This window comes from Acinetobacter chinensis, assembly GCF_002165375.2.
Classification (GTDB): domain Bacteria; phylum Pseudomonadota; class Gammaproteobacteria; order Pseudomonadales; family Moraxellaceae; genus Acinetobacter; species Acinetobacter chinensis.
On the sequence record NZ_CP032134.1, the window covers coordinates 2,622,807 to 2,644,067 of the forward strand.

At 41.5% G+C, this 21,261-nt stretch carries 21 protein-coding genes; 8 read left to right on the plus strand and 13 right to left on the minus strand.

Annotation, left to right across the window (positions count from 1 at the left end; translation table 11 throughout):
• Window positions 1–5 precede the first annotated feature (5 nt).
• Window positions 6–569, plus strand: a complete 564-nt coding sequence (locus tag CDG60_RS13370; protein ID WP_087511950.1) for a TetR/AcrR family transcriptional regulator — start codon at window positions 6–8, stop codon at window positions 567–569.
• Between the two features lie 23 nt (window positions 570–592).
• Here the strand turns inward: CDG60_RS13370 and CDG60_RS13375 are convergent, their stop codons facing one another.
• Window positions 593–1,066: a hypothetical protein gene (locus CDG60_RS13375; RefSeq protein WP_087511951.1), complete on the minus strand. Its 474-nt coding sequence runs from the start codon at window positions 1,064–1,066 to the stop codon at window positions 593–595.
• A 211-nt stretch (window positions 1,067–1,277) separates the two neighbouring features.
• Window positions 1,278–1,445, minus strand: coding sequence for a hypothetical protein (locus CDG60_RS18225; protein ID WP_160117055.1), 168 nt, complete (start codon window positions 1,443–1,445; stop codon window positions 1,278–1,280).
• Here CDG60_RS18225 and CDG60_RS13380 point away from each other — a divergent pair.
• Window positions 1,444–2,406: a DMT family transporter gene (locus CDG60_RS13380; protein ID WP_087511952.1), complete on the plus strand. Its 963-nt coding sequence runs from the start codon at window positions 1,444–1,446 to the stop codon at window positions 2,404–2,406. The two genes, CDG60_RS18225 and CDG60_RS13380, sit on opposite strands and share 2 nt — an antisense overlap.
• 99 nt (window positions 2,407–2,505) lie before the next feature.
• Here the strand turns inward: CDG60_RS13380 and pgaD are convergent, their stop codons facing one another.
• The 3 genes from pgaD to pgaB form a co-directional block, all read right to left on the minus strand.
• The gene (gene pgaD, locus CDG60_RS13385; RefSeq protein WP_087511953.1) at window positions 2,506–2,919 is read right to left on the minus strand and encodes a poly-beta-1,6-N-acetyl-D-glucosamine biosynthesis protein PgaD; all 414 of its coding nucleotides are present in this window, start codon (window positions 2,917–2,919) and stop codon (window positions 2,506–2,508) included.
• 17 nt (window positions 2,920–2,936) lie between these two features.
• The gene (pgaC, locus tag CDG60_RS13390) at window positions 2,937–4,136 is read right to left on the minus strand and encodes a poly-beta-1,6-N-acetyl-D-glucosamine synthase (RefSeq protein ID WP_406565315.1); all 1,200 of its coding nucleotides are present in this window, start codon (window positions 4,134–4,136) and stop codon (window positions 2,937–2,939) included.
• 74 nt (window positions 4,137–4,210) lie between these two features.
• On the minus strand, window positions 4,211–6,205 hold the full coding sequence (gene pgaB, locus CDG60_RS13395) for a poly-beta-1,6-N-acetyl-D-glucosamine N-deacetylase PgaB (protein ID WP_087511955.1): 1,995 nt from the start codon (window positions 6,203–6,205) through the stop codon (window positions 4,211–4,213).
• Between the two features lie 251 nt (window positions 6,206–6,456).
• Between pgaB and CDG60_RS13400 the strand changes: the two genes are divergently transcribed.
• Window positions 6,457–6,939, plus strand: coding sequence for a GNAT family N-acetyltransferase (locus CDG60_RS13400; RefSeq protein WP_087511956.1), 483 nt, complete (start codon window positions 6,457–6,459; stop codon window positions 6,937–6,939).
• 54 nt (window positions 6,940–6,993) lie between these two features.
• Here the strand turns inward: CDG60_RS13400 and CDG60_RS13405 are convergent, their stop codons facing one another.
• From CDG60_RS13405 to CDG60_RS13420, 4 genes are all read right to left on the minus strand, one after another.
• Window positions 6,994–8,847, minus strand: a complete 1,854-nt coding sequence (locus tag CDG60_RS13405; RefSeq protein ID WP_227542885.1) for a sensor domain-containing diguanylate cyclase — start codon at window positions 8,845–8,847, stop codon at window positions 6,994–6,996.
• 137 nt (window positions 8,848–8,984) lie between these two features.
• A complete protein-coding gene (locus CDG60_RS13410) occupies window positions 8,985–9,323 on the minus strand; it encodes an FKBP-type peptidyl-prolyl cis-trans isomerase (protein WP_087511958.1) in 339 nt (112 codons plus the stop codon).
• A 48-nt stretch (window positions 9,324–9,371) separates the two neighbouring features.
• Window positions 9,372–9,902 carry a YaeQ family protein gene (locus CDG60_RS13415; RefSeq protein WP_087511959.1) on the minus strand — a complete coding sequence of 177 codons (531 nt, stop codon included), beginning with the start codon at window positions 9,900–9,902 and terminating at the stop codon, window positions 9,372–9,374.
• A gap of 72 nt (window positions 9,903–9,974) precedes the next feature.
• Window positions 9,975–10,991: a CobW family GTP-binding protein gene (locus tag CDG60_RS13420; protein WP_087511960.1), complete on the minus strand. Its 1,017-nt coding sequence runs from the start codon at window positions 10,989–10,991 to the stop codon at window positions 9,975–9,977.
• Window positions 10,992–11,426: 435 nt separating this feature from the next.
• Here CDG60_RS13420 and CDG60_RS13430 point away from each other — a divergent pair, with 435 nt between their 5' ends.
• The 3 genes from CDG60_RS13430 to CDG60_RS13440 all read left to right on the plus strand — a co-directional run bounded on the left by CDG60_RS13430 (window position 11,427) and on the right by CDG60_RS13440 (window position 14,607).
• A complete protein-coding gene (locus tag CDG60_RS13430) occupies window positions 11,427–11,639 on the plus strand; it encodes a hypothetical protein (protein ID WP_087511962.1) in 213 nt (70 codons plus the stop codon).
• A 295-nt stretch (window positions 11,640–11,934) separates the two neighbouring features.
• Window positions 11,935–13,551 carry a bifunctional 3-(3-hydroxy-phenyl)propionate/3-hydroxycinnamic acid hydroxylase gene (locus CDG60_RS13435; RefSeq protein WP_087511963.1) on the plus strand — a complete coding sequence of 539 codons (1,617 nt, stop codon included), beginning with the start codon at window positions 11,935–11,937 and terminating at the stop codon, window positions 13,549–13,551.
• Window positions 13,552–13,932: 381 nt separating this feature from the next.
• The gene (locus CDG60_RS13440; protein ID WP_160117057.1) at window positions 13,933–14,607 is read left to right on the plus strand and encodes a hypothetical protein; all 675 of its coding nucleotides are present in this window, start codon (window positions 13,933–13,935) and stop codon (window positions 14,605–14,607) included.
• 76 nt (window positions 14,608–14,683) lie between these two features.
• Here the strand turns inward: CDG60_RS13440 and CDG60_RS13445 are convergent, their stop codons facing one another.
• Window positions 14,684–15,292, minus strand: coding sequence for a glutathione S-transferase family protein (locus CDG60_RS13445; protein ID WP_087511965.1), 609 nt, complete (start codon window positions 15,290–15,292; stop codon window positions 14,684–14,686).
• A 423-nt stretch (window positions 15,293–15,715) separates the two neighbouring features.
• A complete protein-coding gene (locus CDG60_RS13450) occupies window positions 15,716–16,447 on the minus strand; it encodes a GntR family transcriptional regulator (RefSeq protein ID WP_087511966.1) in 732 nt (243 codons plus the stop codon).
• Window positions 16,448–16,578: 131 nt separating this feature from the next.
• Between CDG60_RS13450 and CDG60_RS13455 the strand changes: the two genes are divergently transcribed.
• Together CDG60_RS13455 and CDG60_RS13460 are read left to right on the plus strand one after the other, a co-directional pair.
• Window positions 16,579–17,868, plus strand: coding sequence for an SLC13 family permease (locus tag CDG60_RS13455; RefSeq protein ID WP_087511967.1), 1,290 nt, complete (start codon window positions 16,579–16,581; stop codon window positions 17,866–17,868).
• Window positions 17,869–17,875: 7 nt separating this feature from the next.
• Complete coding sequence (locus CDG60_RS13460) at window positions 17,876–18,691, plus strand: amidohydrolase family protein (protein ID WP_087511989.1); 816 nt, start codon at window positions 17,876–17,878, stop codon at window positions 18,689–18,691.
• Between the two features lie 235 nt (window positions 18,692–18,926).
• On the opposite strand, the gene CDG60_RS13465 is transcribed toward CDG60_RS13460, so the two are convergent.
• Both CDG60_RS13465 and CDG60_RS13470 read right to left on the minus strand, forming a co-directional pair.
• Window positions 18,927–20,059, minus strand: a protein-coding gene (locus tag CDG60_RS13465) for an IS3-like element ISAba14 family transposase (RefSeq protein WP_223155595.1) whose coding sequence is annotated in 2 segments (ribosomal slippage) — window positions 18,927–19,807 and window positions 19,807–20,059 — 1,134 coding nt in all. Because the reading frame shifts where the segments join, the coding sequence is not laid out codon by codon here.
• Between the two features lie 301 nt (window positions 20,060–20,360).
• Window positions 20,361–21,254 (minus strand): LysR substrate-binding domain-containing protein, encoded by an 894-nt coding sequence (locus tag CDG60_RS13470; protein WP_087513354.1) that lies wholly within the window; start codon window positions 21,252–21,254, stop codon window positions 20,361–20,363.
• Between the last annotated feature and the right edge of the window lie 7 nt (window positions 21,255–21,261).

A 21,261-nucleotide genomic window follows, 5' to 3' on the forward strand; every position in this document is an offset into this window, starting at 1 on the left:
CGCTTATGCGTCCACAGAAACTCAGTTCAGAACAGATGCTTCGTGCCTGTGCCTTACAGTTCAAGGCACATGGATATGCCGGCACCAGTATGGATATGCTGGCAAAAGCATGCGGATTAAGCAAAGCTTCTTTTTACTATTATTTTTCAAGTAAAGAAGCCTTATTACTGGAAGTACTGGAATATACGCAGAATGTTCTGAACAGAACGGTTTTTAACGTTTCAGCAACTCAGTCTGAAACAGTTGTGATGCAGTTTCAGCAGATGCATCAGAAAGCGGTACAGTTTTTCAGTGCTGAAGTGGCAGGATGTCTGATGGGCATTATTTCCCTGGAAGTCTCCACAATTTCAACTGATGTTTCAGAAAAAATCCGTCAGATTTTTCAGGACTGGCAACAGGCATTTTTTAAGATCTTTGTTAAAGTTTTTGACCCAACTGTGGCAGATCAGCTCGCAAAAATGAGTATTGCGGATTATGAAGGTGCAATCCTGATGTACAGGCTTACACAGGATGCAGCATATCTGGATTATCAGGCTGAACGGATTATCCGTCAGTTAGAGTCCGCGTAAATGTCTGTCTGCTGATCCAGGATTTATTCACTGCGTGTAAATTCCTGTTTATGTTCCTGACCAAAGCGGTCTACATGCGTCGAAAAAATGCCATAACGACCGACATAGTACTCCAGAGACTGATCATAAAAACTCCAGTAAACCGACCACTCATTCAGATCCATATTTCTGATACGGGTGACGGTTTTAGCAGGCATTTTTTTCAGCACATTTTCCTGAATCTGTAATGCTTTTGCAGGATTTACAATCTGTACTTGCTGCTCAAAGAACAGTGCTGCAATGTCATCAAACAACTGTGGTTCAAATGCATCCACATCATCCACACGCGAAGTCTCACGCAGTTCATCTGTAGGACTGACCACAGCAGGAACAACCTTAGTGTCCTTGAGCATACGCTTCCGATACTGGGCACTTTTACGTATTTTTTTCCAGATGATTCTGCCCGACACCACCACCAGTACCAGGCAGATCAGCAACAATACATTCAGTAAACTCACATGTTCACCAGTTTCTGATTATTTTTTGATTGATTCTTACTATAACTGTTTTATGCCATAAGTTTCAAAAGAACTGAGCTTTGTATATTCCTTCCGTCCGTCCGACGCTAAATTTCATTTGTCTGCCCTGAACAGACATGCTATAAAAATAATCAGCTTATTTAAATTTATATTCACCCTCATGAATTTTATCACTTCAGCATCAGGCATTTTACTGAACACTGTATCCATCCGGATTGCGGTGCGACGCATCCATGTCAGTTTTCAGGTGCTCAGGAAAAAATTTATGAATAATATTTAAAATATTCACAGTTTCTTCAAAGACCGCCTGATCAGAGCGGTCTTTTTTATTGCCTAAAATCACAGGAAAATCCATCATGAATCATAATGTTAATACAGAAAACAGTCCTCCACCACAGTGCAGTCCGGCTACAGCTCCATCCGCAGTGCGATCTTCCCGCCCAGCTGTAGTCGGACAATTCATCACCGTCATTTTAATCTGGTCACTGACTCCACTTGCTGCGGTATGGACAGTCCATGAGATTCACTGGGTATGGGGACTGTTTTTCAGATTCAGCCTGGCGCTGTTGTTTGCCCTGCCCCTGTTGCTTTATTTCCGCCAGAAATTACCCATTCACCGTCAGGCACTGCTGTGCTATGCATCAGGTGCAATTGGACTGGTGGGCTCGATGGCTTTTTGCTATATGGGTGCTCAGTACGTCAGCTCCGGTCTGATTTCCATCATTTATGGACTGGCACCACTGCTGACCGGTCTGATAGGTTTCTGGTTCATGAAACAGTCACGTCTGAGTTCACTGCAATGGATCGGGCTGATTCTTGGCTTTATGGGGCTGTATTTTTCCCTGGGGCTTCAGCAGAGCAATGGGCAACTTCATGTGGTCGGTGTACTGCTGGAAATCGTTGCAATGCTGCTTTACATTGTGTCAGCACTTGCGGTTAAAGCTACGGGTGATGGGATTCATCCAGTCAGCCAGATGATGGGAACTACGCTCACGTCCTGGCTGGTGTTTCTGCTGATTCTTCCTTTTTTTGCAGATAGCTTTCCCTCAGCACTGCCATCTATGAAAGCACTCACGGCTTTACTCTACAGTGCTCTTTTTTCATCCGTGCTTGCCTTTATCTGCTACTACCAGCTGCTGAAAAATATTCAGACCTCAACCCTCATGCTGACTACGATTCTGACACCGGTCATTGCAACGCTATGGGGTGCTGTGCTCAATGCTGAACCTTTCTGTCTGCATTCAGTACTGGGACTGGCTTTGCTATGTATGGGACTGACGCTTTATGCGAAAAAATCATTCCGAACTTCACCGGTATGAATCTGTACCAACCATCTAGGACGCTATGTTCTCAAACGAAGAAAGCATGATCAGATCAGTGATCATGCTTTCTGCTCTTTATTTCCAGTCATTTCTAGTTCAGTCAATACGGATAATTTTTCCATATTCATCATGATGAACTACACTGATTTTCTGTTCCCGTCCCTGTTCAATCTCCTGAACAGGCAGCTCAAAATGCTTTGCATAGTCGGTTAACTGTTTTCGTGGCAAATCCTGTACCGATCTGCCCGGCATATAATTCGCCCATAACAGCAAAGCTGTTGCTGCTGCAAACAATGCCAGAATCCCATGTTCCACCCCCAGTCCAAAAGCACCAAAAAGCTGCTGAATCACATGATGTTTCTGTAAGCTGACCAGACCTGCCACAATCAGTACCGGACGCCAGAGCAGTAACCATACTGCCCACATCAGAGCTGTTCCTGTGCTTGAAGCATAGCGTCTGTGCCACGGTAACTGCTGTCTTAAATCTATAATCAGATGGTTTGCTTTCATTGTGTTTTCCCCAGTTATTATTGCTGTACCCGAATTCCACGATCCGGACTGACCCATCGGGCACGCTGCCCAGTCCCGCGCAGCAGAACTTTTGGAAAAGCCACAATGCTGGCGGTAATGGTAATCAGCCAGAATACAAAGGGATACCAGATCATCCAGAAATAGTTTTTAGCCAGTGCCGGTTCATAACGACTGTCCATCCACTTACTCAGAGCAAACTGAATCAGACATGTCGCCCCCAGCAACATACCTGTCCCATACGGCAACAGCGGTGAGCTGACCGTAAAAATACCCATCGGGACAATGAAATGCACCAGCCAGATCACCGTCATGATCAGCATAAAATAAGACCATACCAGTGTCAGAATCAGTTCAAGCAGTAAAGGCCATAAATAATTCAGCCCAGATTTAAACAGCACATCCATGTTTTTAATCAGAACCTGTGCGCCACCCATTGCCCATCTCAGACGCTGTTTCCATAAGCCACGGAATGTTTCCGGCATCAGTATCCAGACCAGTGAGTTCGGTTCAAAACGGATATCCCATCCTGCTCTTTGCAGTTTCCAGGTAATATCAATATCTTCCGTCAGCATATCTGGCGACCAGTAACCCACATCATGCACAGCACTTTTACGGAATGCCGTGATGACACCAGAAACGGTAAACAATCTGCCAAAACTCCGCTGAGCACGTTTAATCATGCCCACAATCGAAGAAAACTCTCCAACCTGAATCCGACCAATCAGTGTTGAGCGGGTTCTGATCCGAGGGTTTCCTGTCACCGCAGCAACAGTGGCGTCTTCATTAAAATGACGAACCATCCATGTTGCAGCATGTTTATCCAGCAGCGCATCACCATCAATTCCCAGTAAAATTTCTGCCTTGGTCAGCAGACTGCCTGCCTGTAATGCCATAGCTTTCCCCTGGTTCTGTGCCAGGTGAACAACCCGCAAACGCTCATGTTTTTCTGCAAGTCGGTTCAGTACTTCCGCTGTATTGTCCGAACTGCCATCATTGATAGCGATCACTTCAAAATCCGGATAATCCAGTGCCAGCGCATGACTTAAGGTTTCCTCAGCATTGTCCCCCTCGTTAAAGCAGGGAACGAGAACTGCCACAGCAGGATAATATGCCAGTGCCGGCGGTTGCTGAAAAGGAGCTTCCTTACGTTCTTTCCAGTAAAAAATCAGTGCGCCAATCATCCATAAATACGACATGAATAATGGATAATAAAAAATAAAATGTAAGGCTGAATGCCATAATTGCTGAACAACAGACACTGGACGCCTCCTTAAGGAATAAGTTTGCTGGATTTCAGACTGAATACCTGCTTCATGATCTGCACATCGGGATGATCTTTCACTGGATCATCCGGATAATATGCAACATGCATTACCCCTTGCTGATACAGAGAACGGATTGTTGCCGCCATTTCTTCAGTAGGTATTTTCTGGTTATTACGCCAGTTCACAGACTGAAGTTCAAAAACGGTCTTTTTCACGCCATCAGGATACTGTTTTACCCGACTGAGAATATCGTGATAGAACTTTTGCTGATCGCTGACCTGCTCCATATAAGGCATTGCCATAATGGCTGTAAAATCATAGCGTTTCAGTGACTGCTCCAGAGACTGTGAATACCAGTTTTCGGCATAAGGTTTAAGTGCCACCTGGGCATAAAGATTACGTGCTGTCAGTAAAAATGGCTGATACTGACGTACCCTTCCAGCCAGCTGCATGGCAAAATCATCAATATACTGCGTTTTAAAAGCCGTCCATTTCTGCAGTTCTGTATCATTATTTCTGATCTGTTGCAGATCCGCAGGCAGTCCTACAGCCACATAGGCTTTTATGGCATCTGGACTTGCATCTTCATAATCAGACAGTGTGGTATCGTCATGAAACAGAATCCCGTTGAATGGAACAGACTTTGCAAGATCTGTATAAATGCCTTCAATGGTCTGACGGGCTTCTGCTGAAAATGGGCTGAGACGGTGATAGCCCATATCCAGATGCTCACCTTCTTTGGCAGGCCGTGTCACCACAATGTCTCTGGACACAGGATTGGATGCCGGTAAATCCCATGCCAGCAAAGGCATCCAGGCATACACCCGACTGACCTGTGTCCTGGTCTGAATCTGCCACGCCACCCTGTTGAACAGGTCAGCTCTGACCGGTAAATAACGGTTTGGAAAATACACCATATCTGCTGAACCATTGGCATCAGGATCTGAAAAAGCCTGCAGATACACAGTATTGACCTTCATTGCTACAATACGGTCAAGCAGATGATCCAGGTTTTTTTCCTGCTGTACAGGATCAGGGTCATAAATATAATCCAGGTCCACATGCATAATTTTCTGTGGGCGGTTGTTATCATCCAGATGTTTCTGGCGGTTTTCTATTTCCTGAGCCAGATCTGCCGTCGTCATTCCCCCTTCAATCAGGATACGGTTCAGTTGCCCAAGTAAACTGTGTACCGTGTCTGCACCATCATCCAGACTGACAGCCACCGGCATCCCAAGCTGCTCTGCAATCGAAACGGTCTGCATGTTATAACGACCATAAGGCCAGACGATCACTCTGGGCGAGCGCAGCCCGTGGCTGACCAGCAGCTCATTATTCTTTTTCAGGTCACTCCAGATACGCTGACTGTATGCGGTATCACTTTCATAAGCTGAAGTGGCTGGATTATATAAACGGCTGACCGCTGCCGGTTCTGAATTTCCCTGAGGATTTGCAGTGATTCCTCTGTGCAGGTTGTAACTGTGACTGGCAATTTCGACAAATCCACTGTTCTGCATTTCTTTTAACTGTGCCCAGGAAAGCATTTGATTCCTGTTGATGGCTTCCCCAGCAAAATCAACTTTCTGTCCAGCTGAAGGTTCAAGCCAACTGCCAACCACAGCAAGCACTGCAGGAATTTTCCGCGCTTTTAAAACCGGAAAAACATTCTGATAAAATGATTCATAGCCATCATCCACGGTCAGTAAAACCGGTCTGGAGGGAAGTACTGCTTTTCCCTGATGTGACTGAATCAGCTGATCGACACTGATGAAATGAAAGCCCTGGCGGATCAGCCAGTCCAGATGTTGCTGAAACTGTGCAGTGCTGACTGAATACTGGGGAATTAATGCATTTTTCTGATCGGTGACTTCATGGTATCCAAGAACAGTAACCACATCAGATGCCTGAACATTTTCAGGCGGTCTGCTCCATGCCGCAGTCGTTAATATTGCAGAAAATAAAGCGGTTTTCAGCAACGTGGACAAAAAACAGTTTTTCATACGATGGACTCAGAATGTTCTGTAACATTGCCTTTCCAGTGTCCATACTTCACTGACTTTCTGCTTTTTTCCCTGCATACTGGAAGGTCTTTTTCAGACTCGTATTTTTAATGGATCATTCTGAAATGAATCTTAAAATAACATCAGCTTTTTGATGCAAAAGTGAAACAAAAGCAACAATATTTCAATTTCATTCGTGTGGCTTTTACATTCAAATAGCAGGCAAAGAGGACGAGCCGCATAAGGACAGCATGATCAGACCCGCCCAGATCCAGGATATTTCACAGATTTTACAGGTCATACACAACAGTATCCGTTCCTGCATACAGGATCATCAGCGGCATGAACCCTCTATACAGCAACTGCTTGAAAGCAAAACGCAACACAGCCTACTGATGTCCATGCATTATAACGACAGCTGGGTCTATACCATTCAGGAGCGTGTTGTGGGTTTTATCATGATCAGCGATCAGGGTGAAATCATCATGAACTATGTGGCTTCAGAAGCTCAGAAACAGGGTATCGGGGCTGCACTGATGCAGAATATTATTGAACTGATCAAACCGAAAAAGCTTGCCGGCATTACGATACACAGCACCCATACCGCAAAAGATTTTTATCTGAAACAGGGATTTAAAGTTACAGCCCAGTCCACTGCCACAATTTCAATGCACAAAACACTGAAACATGAAAAACAGCCCTACCCTGATCCGACTTTTTCTGTACTCAGCTGATCTGTCAGAAATAACCGTGGTTTCTGCCATCTGTAAAACCTGCATTTTATGATTTTAAATATCTACAGAAAGGTTATCCCTGCCCGCATTTTTAACCTTGTACAGCTGTACATCTGCTTCTTTCATGAACTCCAGTACATTGCTGTAAGGCTGTGCAGCCGTCATCCATGACAAGCCCATGCTCAGTGTCACCCAGGGTTTGCCATCTTCCCGTGCAATATGTTCATACTTCTCTTTGCGGACTTCTTCGAGCAGATTTTCCATACAGGCAATCACTTCAGTTAATGATCCTGCATTGATGACAATTGCAAACTCCTCACCGCCATAACGCGCAGCAAACGCCCCTTCTGGAAGTACTCGGTGCATCACCCCAACCAGATTGCTGAGAATTTTGTCACCTTTTAAATGTCCGTAGTGATCATTATATTTTTTGAAAAAATCCACATCCATCATGGCAAATGCCAGTAAGCCCTGCTTTGTCTTACAGATCTGCTCAAAACGCTGCTGAATTTCATCATTCAGCGCACGGCGGTTATATGCCCCTGTCAGAACATCCACTTTCGCCTGATACTCAAGCTGATGATTCAGTTCCACCAGCTGGGCCGTCCGCTGTCTGACTTTCTGATCCAGGGAATCATTAAGACTGATCAGCTCATTATTCAGATGTTCAATATGATACGTGTGATGTGCATAATTACGTGACTGCTGGAACATGATCAGCAGTGCATAAAGACTGGTGGAAATAAACACCAGGTTTACAGAATCAATCAGATTCAGCATCAGCAGAAAATCATGAATAAAAGTTGCACACAGCAAAATCACTGCCCAGAGGTTCAGCTTTGAATAATATTCATTATTTTTCAGGGTCAGGTAAAAGCCCCGAATAAAATTGATCAGGACAACCGGACAATAAACCGCACTGTAAAATGCGATTTTTTCAAAAATATGTGGCTGATTGAACAGCGTAATTAAAATATTCAGTCCGAGCAGCACCATGGCTATCCAGTACACCACCGGATGCAGATATCTGCGGTTCAGCAGATACATATAGGTCAGGAACAGAATAATCGCCATGAAAGTAAACAGGTATTCCAGCCGTATCCCCCACGGCCACTGAATATCTGTAAAGGATGTATAGGCATAAGGCGCAGAAAACAGATTGTGCAGTGCCAGAAACACAATAAAAATACCGAATATAAAAATACTCTTGGTATTACGTCCAGTTGCACCGCGGAATATGGAGAACATGAGAGTGAAAATACCCACACCCAGTACTGCACCACAGACCATTGCAATACTCATCATTAACAGCTGGAACTGACGGTTGACAGTTCGGCTCAGTCCAATCCGCATCGGATTTTCAATACCGCCCTGAATATTCTGAAAACTGGACGCCTGGATGGCTAAAGTAAAATACTCACTTTCAGCAATAAAATAAGCGATTCGGGGTGCATTTTCAGTTTGATGCTCATTCTTGTTTTTACCGACTTCCCCAACTCTGACGATCACATCGCCATTTAAATACATGCGGTAAGCACCATACTGATTGGGAATCCAGATGCCGATCCGTCTGCCGACAAATTCTTTCGGGAGCTTGAAGTGCCCGACGAAACTGCCGTAAGTGTCGGTTTTTCCAGTCAGCTTTTTAAAAGAAACGGGCAACTCCACCACTTCTGGAATCAGAACAGTACTGGGCTGTATGACGAGCTGTTCTGGATAAAACAGCCATTCACCACTTAAATAAGTTGTCGATTTTTCAGTAAAGTTGATTTCATTGAGTAATCTTTGATGCTGATAATAAGATGCCGGTGCAGGTTCATACTGCGCCCACACTTTGCCTGTAATAATGCAGAGACAGGACAGAATAAAAGCAACAAAGACTGAATGAAACAGTCTGACCCCGTTCAAAATGAATATATATCCACAGATAAAATAAAAAAGCTAAGGCTTTAATTTATCGTAATTATTTTAAAATGAAAATCTTTTTCTGATGATTTGCACAGCAGGAAAAATCTGACCTGCTGTGCGGTGTATTCTGCTGTTACTCAGTCGCGGGTTTTGACATCAAACAGTTCAATTTCAAAAATCAGGTTAGAGTTCGCAGGAATGATATTGCCCATCTTGCGATCACCATAAGCAAGATGCGATGGAACGATCAGTTTACGCTTACCGCCCACTTTCATTCCCATGATTCCCTGATCCCATCCTTTAATGACACGACCTGTACCAATCACAGTTTCAAAATAATTACCGCGGTCAACCGAAGAATCGAACTTCGTACCGTCTTCAAGCCATCCTGTATAGTGAGTGGTAATCAGAGCACCCTTAACGGCTTCTTTACCTTCACCCACTGTTAAATCAATAATTTCAAGTTCTGCTGTCATGTCTTAGTCCACCTGTACGTGAAAATTAAATTTAAAAAATTCTGTTGCTTACTGCAACTGTGTCCACTCAATCACAGCCTGTGCATTATCACCGATCAGTGTCCATTCACCATCCATGACATTGAGCTGTAACTGCATGGTGCGCTCACATAAAGCCTGAACCGCAGCTGTTGTTGCTTCAGACAACTGCCACACCTGGACATTTTTCAATGTTTTCAGTTTAGAGCTGCGCTTATACCATTCTGCAACAGCTGAACCATACGCAATCACGGCAACTTCACTGCAACGTGCCGATGCTTTTTTGACTTTGTCTTCATCAGGTAAACCGACTTCAATCCATTTCACCAGCTGTCCAGTTAAGTCTTTTTCCCACAACGCCGGTTCATCAGTTTCAAACAGATCTTTGGTAAATTCCAGACGCTCATCAGCAAAACGTGCAAATGCCAGAACACGCACCATCAGACGTTCAATGGTTTCGGATGGGTGTAATGCCATCGTCAGCTGAAAATCGCCATACTGATGTACATCCATATTGGCAATATTTAAATCTGCCTTATAAATCGTCGCTTTTAAAGCCATGAACATTCCAGAAATTAAGTTCTCAGATATGGCGCACAGTCTATAAGATTTTCAGCTCAGATTCAGACTTATTTATACCGAACTGATCCGGCATGCCAGTAATGCAGTTTCAAGCGCTTCCCAGTCATGCACCTGTGCTGGCTGATCCTGCACAATCATTTCCACGCGGTTATCCAGACCTTCTTCACCCAGTTTATAGTTGATCTGCTCAGGGTTGAAGTTAAAAGTCATCCATCCCTGATCTGTATTGAAAATACCTTTTATACGCAACCAGTCCTGCTGCTCACACAAAGTATCAAGCAGATCATAAAAACGGAAAGACCAGCTTTTTGAGAACTTCCATCCTGCCACGGTATAGCCATTGGAATGCTCAACATAATGATATGGCAGCTGCTTAATCACAGGTAAAGGCTCATCTGGTGCCAGCTGCTTCTGTACATGTATTAGAGGCACGATTTTGCGTTCAACAGCACTGTGTGGCAGATCAATCTGATCAATACGGATATTGCCCTGTTCAGATATGATCCATGACTGCACACCGGTCATATATTCCTGCTTCAACTGTGTCAGCTGCAACTGATCTGCATTGGTCATGCTGTCTGCATGAGAAACAACAACAATTTCAGAGGTCTTTAACTGATCCTGATATAAATCCTGCGCTGTCCACTCGGCATCATGCAGCTTTGATCCATCCACCACACAGATCAAAGCCCGCATATTGATCTGACTGTTCCAGTGGGGTTCTGTCAGTTGTTCCAGCAGTTGAGCAGGATGCCCAAGTCCCGTTGGTTCTATAAACAACCGGTCTGGCTGCTTTTCCTGAATCAGACGTGATAATGCAATCTGCATAGGTAACTGACCGACACAGCACAGACAACCGCCTAGTAACTCTTTTACTTCATAGCCACTTTGCTGTGGTAATAACTGCTGATCCACACCAATCTGACCAAATTCATTCATCAGGACTGCCCATACCTCATGTGCAGGCTTCTGGGCAAGCAGGCTCTGCAACAGCGTGGTTTTACCCGCTCCCAGGAAACCTGAAATAATATGCACAGGAACCTGCCTGGTGCTTAGATTAATTTTCAAACTGAGCGCTCTGAATATTGATACATTAATAAAAATCATGCTATTGAAGATACAGACACAGTTCAATGCTGTAAGGGTAATTAAATCTCCCCCTTCACAAAAAATCGTTCCATTTGTAAAAAATGCTTACATTTATTTTGATGATTTTTACTTCTTTTAAATTTCGGACTTTCCACTTTTGTTTAACTTTGATTAAAAAATCCTGTTAATTTCTACTATTTTGAAATATTTCCATACATTTTATAAGGGAGTTTCAGGCTTATATTTACATGAATAATACATTTAAAACTGCTATGTGATTTTCCAGTAAGCCGCACTGTTTCTCTTTGTTTCATTCATTGATCAATCTTAAACTCAGCCGTAGCATGAGTGTCTGTTCATATTTAAGTGATGATGAATATGAATATTTATAAATTAATATTTAAGGATGCCACTATGAAATTAGCTCAGATTCTACTTGCTTCAACTTTCGCTTTAACTGCTGCAACAACTTTTGCTGCAACTGCTGAACAACCTAAAGAAGAGAAAGTGATCGTTTCAACTCAGGAACTTCCTGCTGATGCTGCAACTGATGCAACTTCTGCTCAACCTGCTGCGGAACAACCAGCTTCTGCATCTGCGGCTACTGACGCTCAACCAGCTCAGTAATCCGGTAAAGCGATAAGGTTAGACCCATAACCTTTTAATCCAGAAGACCTGATCTCTCCAGTGATCAGGTCTTTTTTATGTGCAGATGAAAATTCACCCCATAACCATAGAAATAAATGATCAATAAATCAGAATTCAGTATCATCATTTTTATAAATTAATATTAAATATCATATAAATATATCAATAATAAATTTAAGACAGTAAAAAATTCATACTACTTATCCACTATGGCATAGCTAGGCTTAGACCCTCATTTCAGTCATTAATATCAACATATTGTGGTTTGAATGGAATGATCGCTGTGAGTTCAAAGATTGATTACACCACGCAAGTGGCTATTTTAGGTGCGGGTCCTGTAGGTCTGACAATTGCAAATTATTTAAGCAAACAAGGCGTACACGTGACTGTGGTCGAGCAACTGGACAGTTTAATTGATTACCCGCGTGCGATTGGGATTGATGATGAATCTCTTCGTACCATTCAGTCACTGGGTCTGGTGGACAAAGTCCTGCCACATACCACACCAAACCATGCCATGCGTTTTCTGACGCCTAAAGGTCGTTGCTTTGCAGATATTCAGCCTTTAACCCGTGAGTTCGGTTTTTCACGCCGTAATGCCTTTATTCAACCGCAAGTGGATAATGTGTTACTGCAAGGTTTAGAACAGTATGAAAATACGCAGGTTTTATTTTCACGTCATTTAGACGAGTTCACTCAGGATGCCAATGGCGTAACACTGAACATCCAGAATAAAGATGGCAATAAAGAAGTCATCCATGCACAGTACTTAATTGCCTGTGATGGGGGGAACTCTATTGTCCGTCGTACTTTAAATATCGGTTTCGATGGTAAAACAGCACCGAATCAGTGGATCGTGATTGATATTGAAAATGATCCATTGGCCACACCGCACATTTATTTGTGTTGTGATCCAGTACGTCCTTATGTATCTGCTGCCCTTCCTCATGGTATCCGTCGTTTTGAGTTTATGGTGATGCCAGGCGAAACTCAGGAAGAACTGAGCAAACCTGAAAATATTGCCAAACTTTTATCTAAAGTTTTACCAACAACAGATGGTATCGAAGTGATCCGTCAGCGTGTCTACACTCATAATGCACGTATCGCAGATAAATTCCGTGTAGATCGTATTTTACTTGCAGGTGATGCTGCGCACATCATGCCAGTATGGCAAGGTCAGGGTTATAACAGCGGTATGCGGGATGCCTTTAACCTGGCGTGGAAAGTAGCTTTAGTCGTTCAGGGTAAAGCGACACCTGATCTGCTGGATTCTTATCAGGTTGAACGTAAAGACCATGCCAAAGCCATGATTGATCTTTCTGTGATGGCCGGTCATGTCCTTGCACCACCGAAAAAATGGCAAGGTTTTGTCCGTGATGGGATTGCTTATGCATTGAATTACATCAAACCGATCAAGCAGTATTTACTGGAAATGCGCTTTAAACCGATGCCGAAATATAACGATGGGGCTTTGGTTAAAGACAACAATAAAGAATCACCAGTCGGTAAGATGTTTATCCAACCACAAGTACAGCTTGAAAATGGTCAAACAACTCTATTAGATGAAGTGATTGGTAATGACTTTGCCGTGATTGCCTGGGGTGTAGATCCGAAATGGGGCATCAATAATGCCAATATGAAAGTATGGCAATCTTTGGGTGTGAAGTTTATTCAGGTGCTTCCTGCAGTGCAGTTAGGCAATGAAAAACGTAAAATCCATGATGGTGTAATAACGATTGGTGATACAGGTACAGAAATCCGCTCATGGTTTGGTAAAACAGATCAAGCAATGGTGATTTTACGTCCTGACCGTTTCGTGGCGGCATTGGCAATTCCACAAACCATGAACACAGTAAGCCAACAACTGTTCAGTAAGTTACATGCGAAATAAGCTGTAAATACTGCTCAATTTTTTTAAAATCACCATGTTTAAAACATGGTGATTTTAAATACAAATAATTCATGTATCCAGATCTGTTTTTTATTTTTCACATAAATTTTATACCAATATTTTTCATTCAAACATATTTCTGTCAATAAAAAAGCTGTATTGAAGAATAAATTTACGCATAATACCCACATTCAAATTAAACCATTTATTCTTATGAAAAAATTTATTTTACTTGCATGTATTACAGCACTCACTGCGTGCTCAAAACCGACATCTGAACAAAATAATGCATCAACATCCTCAGATCAGATCATTGCCTTACAACCTTCAAAAAATGCGCTGGACAGTACCCGCTTTACCCGCAGTGAGGAAGCTGGTCCTTTGTGTCCAGAAAACTCATTACAATGTTATACCTATGCACAAGAACAAATTCGCGCTAAATATCCTGATTTAATCCAAAAAATTGGCGATGGCATCAGCATTAAACTTTTTAATGGGACAATTAAAAAATATATGCCAAGCAGAGGTAAAGAAGACCATCCAGAATACTGTGAAGTATGCTCCTATACAGTTGTCAATGAATATCCTGCAATTGATTCTTTGCTCTTACATACACAATATTATGAAGGAGCTGGTTATACCTTGCTGAATTTAAAAACGGGAACAGAAACTCATCTGTCAGGCATACCTACATTCAGTCCTGACTATAAATATATGCTCAGTATTAACAGCGACCTGGAAGCAGGCTATACAGACAATGAACTGAATATTTATCAAATTGATGAAAAAAATGACACTAAGCTCATTTTTGAAGCCACAAAAACCATCCCTCAATTTCAAGCAGAAAATAATGTCGGCTTTTCTGCTGCAACATGGCTGGAAAACACGAAATTTATTGTCCAGTCAGACTATCTTTCAGATAATGAAAACTATTCCAGCGAATATCCACATAAATTTTATCAATTCAGTCTCATGAAAAGCGATGCAACACCACACTGGTCTGTCGAAGCACTATCAGAAGAAACCTATAACAAACTTAAAGATCAGCAACATTGATCAACTCTATTTTCAGGCTTTAAACCGGCGGCTATCGACAGCCGCCGTTGTCTGTTCCAACCTTTCCATTGAAAGCCTAAACCGCCTGAAACCACTGTACATCCTTCACTGAATCACGTTGCTGAATCAGCTTTAAGAAGGGTTTAAATTCATCTAAATACGGCACAATTTTAAACGAGATTGCAAAGACCAGCCAATACGCCAGAAACAGATCCGCTGCAGAAATTTTTTCACCTAACAAATATGGATTTGCTTTATTCAAACCTGCTTTAATAAAGTCATAAACCGTTTCTTCAGAGCCAAAACTTAAACTGCCTTTCTTCTGTGCTGCCAGTTCAGGAGAAACATTCAGACTTTTAAAATCCATCATTTCCGTTAAAGGTCCATGACAGAAAAATAGCCATTTTAAATATTCACCACGTTTCGGATCGTTCAATGCAGGTGCGAAACCTTTCTCGATAAACTTATCTGCTAAATAGGCAAAAATTGCAGGTGTTTCTGAAATGACTGAATCACCATCAACAAGAAAAGGAACTTTGCCCATTGGATTAAGCGCTAAATATTCAGCATTGCGGAGATCTTTATAATCCACCTGAATGATTTCGACCTGATTTTCAATGTCTAATTCTTTAAGCAAAGGTAGCAGTGTATTTCCACGGGAGTGTGCATTGGTATAAAGTTTCATTGTTTTGATCCGATTGATACTGTTTTTATGAAATAAGAATAGCGCAAATCAGATGTTTTTATATACAGAAATGATGAAACAATATAACGAGTATTCAAAAGCAAAAATCATCAGGATGCGGAATCTATCCAGATGGATGGATAATACCAATCTGTTAAATTAACTTCATATAATTTAGCCTTTTTTCTTTTCTGTACCAATTGCTTTCAACATGGTGATGCTATCGTGAGGCGACATGGATGTCGCCGTTGGGCGGGGGTATAGGACATACCCCTCGCCCAACAAAGGATTTTTGTAACTTTTGATCCTTCAAAAGTTAGGCATCGACTACGCAAAGCAATTTAAACCGTGCAATGTATATCGCGTCTGTGCAAATCTTTCATTTATATTGTCTAACTTTTAATGAATGGTATAACAACAAATTTAATGAATCGTAATCTCATAATTGAAGTTTTCAGCAAAACCTAAAGACTCACGATATTCAATCGGTTGCCCTTCAATGTTTTTAGCAATACGGCACACCTGTACCAAAGCTTCCGACAGTTGATTGGCTAAATACGGGTCTTGAAGATTTTTCTTAAAAGAAAGCTGTTCAACCGCAGAGGAAACAAATTGCCCGCATTTTTCATAATAAAATGGATAAAGCAGATTCGCGAAATCTTTTAATGCAACCTCTTTGAGAGATGAAAATAACTGTGCTGAGAGCCAGATTTTCTCACTCAGAACCACCACATTTTCATTCAGACGCACACGTTCGATATAAATCAAGGCATCATTTTCGCCGAGCTTCAATTTCTGGTTGATCGTGGGAACTGCTTCAATAATTTCCAGTTTTTTTATTTCGCCAATCGGTTGTACATCTTCACCAAATTGATTACGCATACGAAAAAAACGTATTAAAGACGTCGCAAAGTTAGGCTGTCTTAAAAACGTTCCTCTGCCCTGTGACTTTACCAGTAAACCATCTTCAACTAAGCATTCAACCGCTTTACGCACTGTTCCGACAGAGACGCTATACATGCTCGCCAGTTCCTGTTCAGATGGAATAGGTTCTTCGATTGTCCATTTGGACTGAACTAAAAGCTTTTGAATTTGCCAGCGCACTTGCTCATAGCGAGGTAGCTTAAAATTTTTAAATGCATTTTCATCAAGCATTTGCATAACTATTACAAAATGAGGATTTGACAAGCATAACACAACATACTTTAATACAAACATTCAAACATATATATGTTTATATCTTTAGATGTATTTATGAGTCATATACTGTCAAGGAGAGATGACAAATGACTATGCTTATTCTTGCTGCTTTAGCCATATCCATTGGCTTAGGTTATGTCACGAAAATCAATATCGGATTTTTTACGATTATTTTTGCCTATTTAATTGGGTGTTTCGGCATGGAACTGAAACCCTCTGAAATTATTGAACTTTGGCCTGTAAAAATTTTCTTTATTATTTTCTCTGTGACCCTGTTTTATAACTTTGCTCTTGCCAATGGCGCACTTGAAAAGCTTGCCAGTCATCTCCTGTATAAATGTCGTAAATTCCCACAGTTATTGCCTTTAGCGGTCTTTTTCGCATCCACCATCATTGCGGGATTAGGTGCGGGTTTCTATACCGTCCTTGCATTTATGGCACCGATTACCCTGTTGTTATGTCGTAAAACCAATATGAGCATGATCATTGGCGGTATGGCAGTGAACTATGGTGCGCTTGCAGGTGCAAACTTTATGACCTCGCAAAGTGGCATTATTTTCCGTAGCCTGATGGAAAATGTCGGCATTGATAGTGCAACCAGTTTTAGCTATGCCACGGGTATTTTTGTGGTGACGCTGATTATTCCAATTGTAGTACTGGGCATCTATACCTTATGGAACCGAAACAGTAATTCAATTCATATCGAAGATACAGCACCTGAAGCATTTGACGAAAAACAGAAAAAGTCCATTGCGCTGATTATTGGCATGATGGCGATTGTGCTGATCTTCCCGATTTTAAATTTATTGATGCCTGATCAACAGACCATTGCATTTTTAAACTCAAAAATTGATATCGGTTTTATTGCCATCTTCTTTGCCCTGATCAGTCTGTTCATGAAACTTGCCGATGAGAAAAAAGTCATGGCACTGGTGCCCTGGAATACCTTAATCATGATCTGTGGTGTCGGTATGCTCATTGCACTCGGTGTGAAACTCGGTGTCATTACGCAACTGTCTGACTGGCTGGCAAATAATGTTCCTGTATGGCTGATCCCGATTCTGATTTGTCTGATCAGTGCCATCATGTCTGTTTTTTCAAGCACTTTAGGTGTCGTAACACCGACGCTTTTCCCGATTGTACCTGCAATTGCACTTGCTTCGGGCTTAAATCCTCTTGTCCTTTTCCTTTGCATCGTTGTTGGTGCGCAAGCTTCCGCCATCTCCCCGTTCTCGTCTGGCGGAAGCTTAATTTTAGGATCTGCACCTGCAGATGTGGATAAAAACCAACTCTTTAATCAACTGTTATTCAGAGCTGTACCTGTTGGTTTAATTGCAGCTTTGATTGCAGTCCTGATGCTTAAATTTGTAATGTGAGATGAAAATGTTTGCTGTTGATACGCATGCCCATGTATTTTCAAAAAATGATCCCTGTATCGCAACTGCACGCTATACACCTGATTATGATGCTTCTGTAGCTGAATATATTGCGCATCTGGATCAACATCAATTCACACATGGTGTCTTAATTCAACCGAGCTTTTTAGGTACGGACAATACGGCAATGCTGAATGCTATTGCACAGTATCCTGAGCGCCTGAAAGGCATTGCAGTTGTTGACCATAGCATTCATATCGACGAACTGGTCAAACTCAATCAGCAAGGCATTGTCGGTATTCGTTTAAACTTATTTGGTAAAGACCTGCCTGATTTTACCGATCAGGCATGGAGTACTTTACTGAACCATTTGTCTTTTATGAACTGGCAAATTGAATTGCATGCACCACCTGCATATTTGGTACAGATTTTACCTGCGCTTAGTCCTTATAAACTCAATGTAGTGATTGACCATTTTGGACGTATTGATCCAGTCAAAGGTATTGCAGATCCTGATTATCAAAACTTTTTGAATATGCTGGATGCAAATCAGCACTGGATTAAAGTCTCTGCTTTTTATCGTCTGGGACAGTTTCCTGAAAATATTGCAGTTGCAACTCAAGCTTTTAACTTACTTAAAGAAAAAGGTTTGATGCATAAACTTATCTGGGGCAGTGACTGGCCACATACGCAGCATGAATCTAAAGTATCTTATTCAAATGTTGTGGATGCATTTCAGCAGATTGTTCCTGAGCTAAAAGAACAGCAACAGATTTTGAGTGAAAATACGCAAAAGCTTTTTTATTTTAAGACCATAAAATAATACCAATCTGTTAAATCAACTTCATATAAATTAGCCTCTTTTTCTTTTCTGCACCAATTGCTTTAAACGTGGTGTTGCTATCGTGAGGCGACATGGATGTCGCCGTTGGACAAGGGCGATATGGACATCCCCTTTGTCCAACAAAGGATTTTTGTCACCTTGCGGAATACATTCAGAGGTGGTCCCACTTGTTTGAACAACTAAAAGCGTATTTATAAGTGATATTCCGCTCTAGTTAAGCCACCTTGTTTTGTTGGGGTAGCTGATCATAGTAAAACTCATTTGGTGTCATTTTGTCTAGACTCGAATGAGGTCGTTTCAAATTATAAAACTCAAAATATGCACTTAATTGCTTTTTCGCATCTGTGACACTGCTATAAGCTTTGAGATACACCTCTTCATATTTAACGCTCCGCCATAATCGTTCAACCATCACATTATCTACCCATCGACCTTTACCATCCATACTGATTTGAATGCCATTTGATTTCAATACATCAATAAATGCATCACTGGTAAACTGGCTGCCTTGGTCTGTATTAAATATTTCAGGTCGACCATATTTTTCAATCGCTTCATTTAAAGCCGAAATACAAAAATCCACCTCCATACTAATCGATACCCTATGCGCAAGTACCTTGCGGCTATGCCAATCAATCACAGCACATAAATAAACAAAGCCTTTTGCCATAGGGATATACGTTATATCCGTAGACCACACTTGATTACTGCGCTGAATAGCCAACCCTTTGAGCAGATATGGATATTTACGGTGAGCTTGATTAGCCTGGCTTAAATTTGGTTTGCAATATAACGCCTGAATACCCATTTTCTTCATTAAAGTACGTGTATGACGTCGTCCTATATGATGTCCTTGACGATTCAACAAATCACGCATCATACGACTGCCTGCAAAAGGATATTGCATATGTAATTCATCAATACATCGCATCAGCTTCAGATCTGATGCACTCACAGGTTTTGGGCGATAGTAATAACAACCACGGGAGACTTTCAGCAGCTTAGCTTGCTTAGATACTGAAATCTGAAGTGAGTCGTCGATTAACTTTTGTGGTTGAAGCGGCCCAGTTTCTTCAACACACCTTCTAAAAAATCAATTTCTAATGCCTGCTCACCGATTTTTGCATGTAGTTTTTTTAGATCGATGGGTGGTTCTGTTGGAGCTTTTGATTGATCGAAAGCTTGCGAGGAAGCTGAGATCAATTGATTTTTCCAGTCAATAATTTGGTTTTGATGAACATCAAACTCAGCACTCAATTCAGCAAGTGTTTTTTCTGCTTTAATCGCAGCAAGTGCTACCTTAGCTTTAAAATCATTTGAATGATTTCTTCTTGGTCTACGTGCCATAAAATACTCCATATATTGATGTTTATAACATCATTTGAGGAGCAGAATATCACTTATAGGAGTTGTTCAAATTTACGGATCCATCTCTTTCCTCATCCTTCAAAAGTGAGGCATCGACTACGCAAAGCAATTCAAACTTGTCAATGTAAGTCGAGTCTGTGCAAACCTTTAATTTATATTATCTAACTTTAATAGAATGGTATAACAGCTTTTAAAATTCGATAGACGAAATAAAGTCGGAATAATCTAAGTTATTCCGACTTTATACTTATTAGACATTATTTTTAAATTTCAATGTTTTCTAAAACATCTCCATATAAAACTGTTCTTTTAAAATCTTTAAGATCAAAGTAATCGCTTCATTTTTCTGATCTTTACGATAATTTGCATACAGCCCAATCATTGGTAAAGGCTCAATGGTATTTTTCACCACGATCTTATCGCCCAGTAATGGAATCACATAGGCAGGCACTAAACTCCAACCCACGCCCATGCCAACCAGATTGACATTCAAAAGAATATTGGTCGATTTCTGTACCACACTGACATTCAGCTTCGACTGTTTAAAGAAATCCTGAATAATTTTATGCAATTGAGGTGAAGCATCCTCATCACTGATCACAAAATCCTGATGATTAAACTCCTTGATACTCACGGTACGCTGCTCTGCAAAAGCTGATGCCTTTGGAATAATCAAAGCCAGAGGTTCCTGAAAAATCTGCACATTTTCAAACTCACCCGACTCATCGGGGTAACGGGTAAATGCAATATCAATTTCCCCTCTACGCAAAGCGCCAAACTGCGCCGAGTCTGTCAGACTATGAAAATCAATTTTAATATTAGGAAAATGCGCACGGATATTGGGCATGATATAAGGGAAAATTTTCATTTCAGCTACAGGAACAAAGCCAATTTTCAACTGATCTTTATTTACACTCGCAATCTGGCGTGCATCATAAATCGCTTTTTCAGCATGTTCCAGACTCAATAAAGCTTCTTTTAAAAAAGCCTTTCCTTCCTCTGTCAGTTCAACTTTCCGGTTTGAACGGATCAGCAGCTGCACACCTACTTCCTGCTCCAGGTCTTTAATCTGCTGACTCAGCGAGGGCTGTACCGTACACATCCGCTGTGCCGCTCGGGTAAAGTTCAGCTCTTCAGCAACTGCTACAAAATAGCGTAAATGACGTAACTCCACAGCTCAC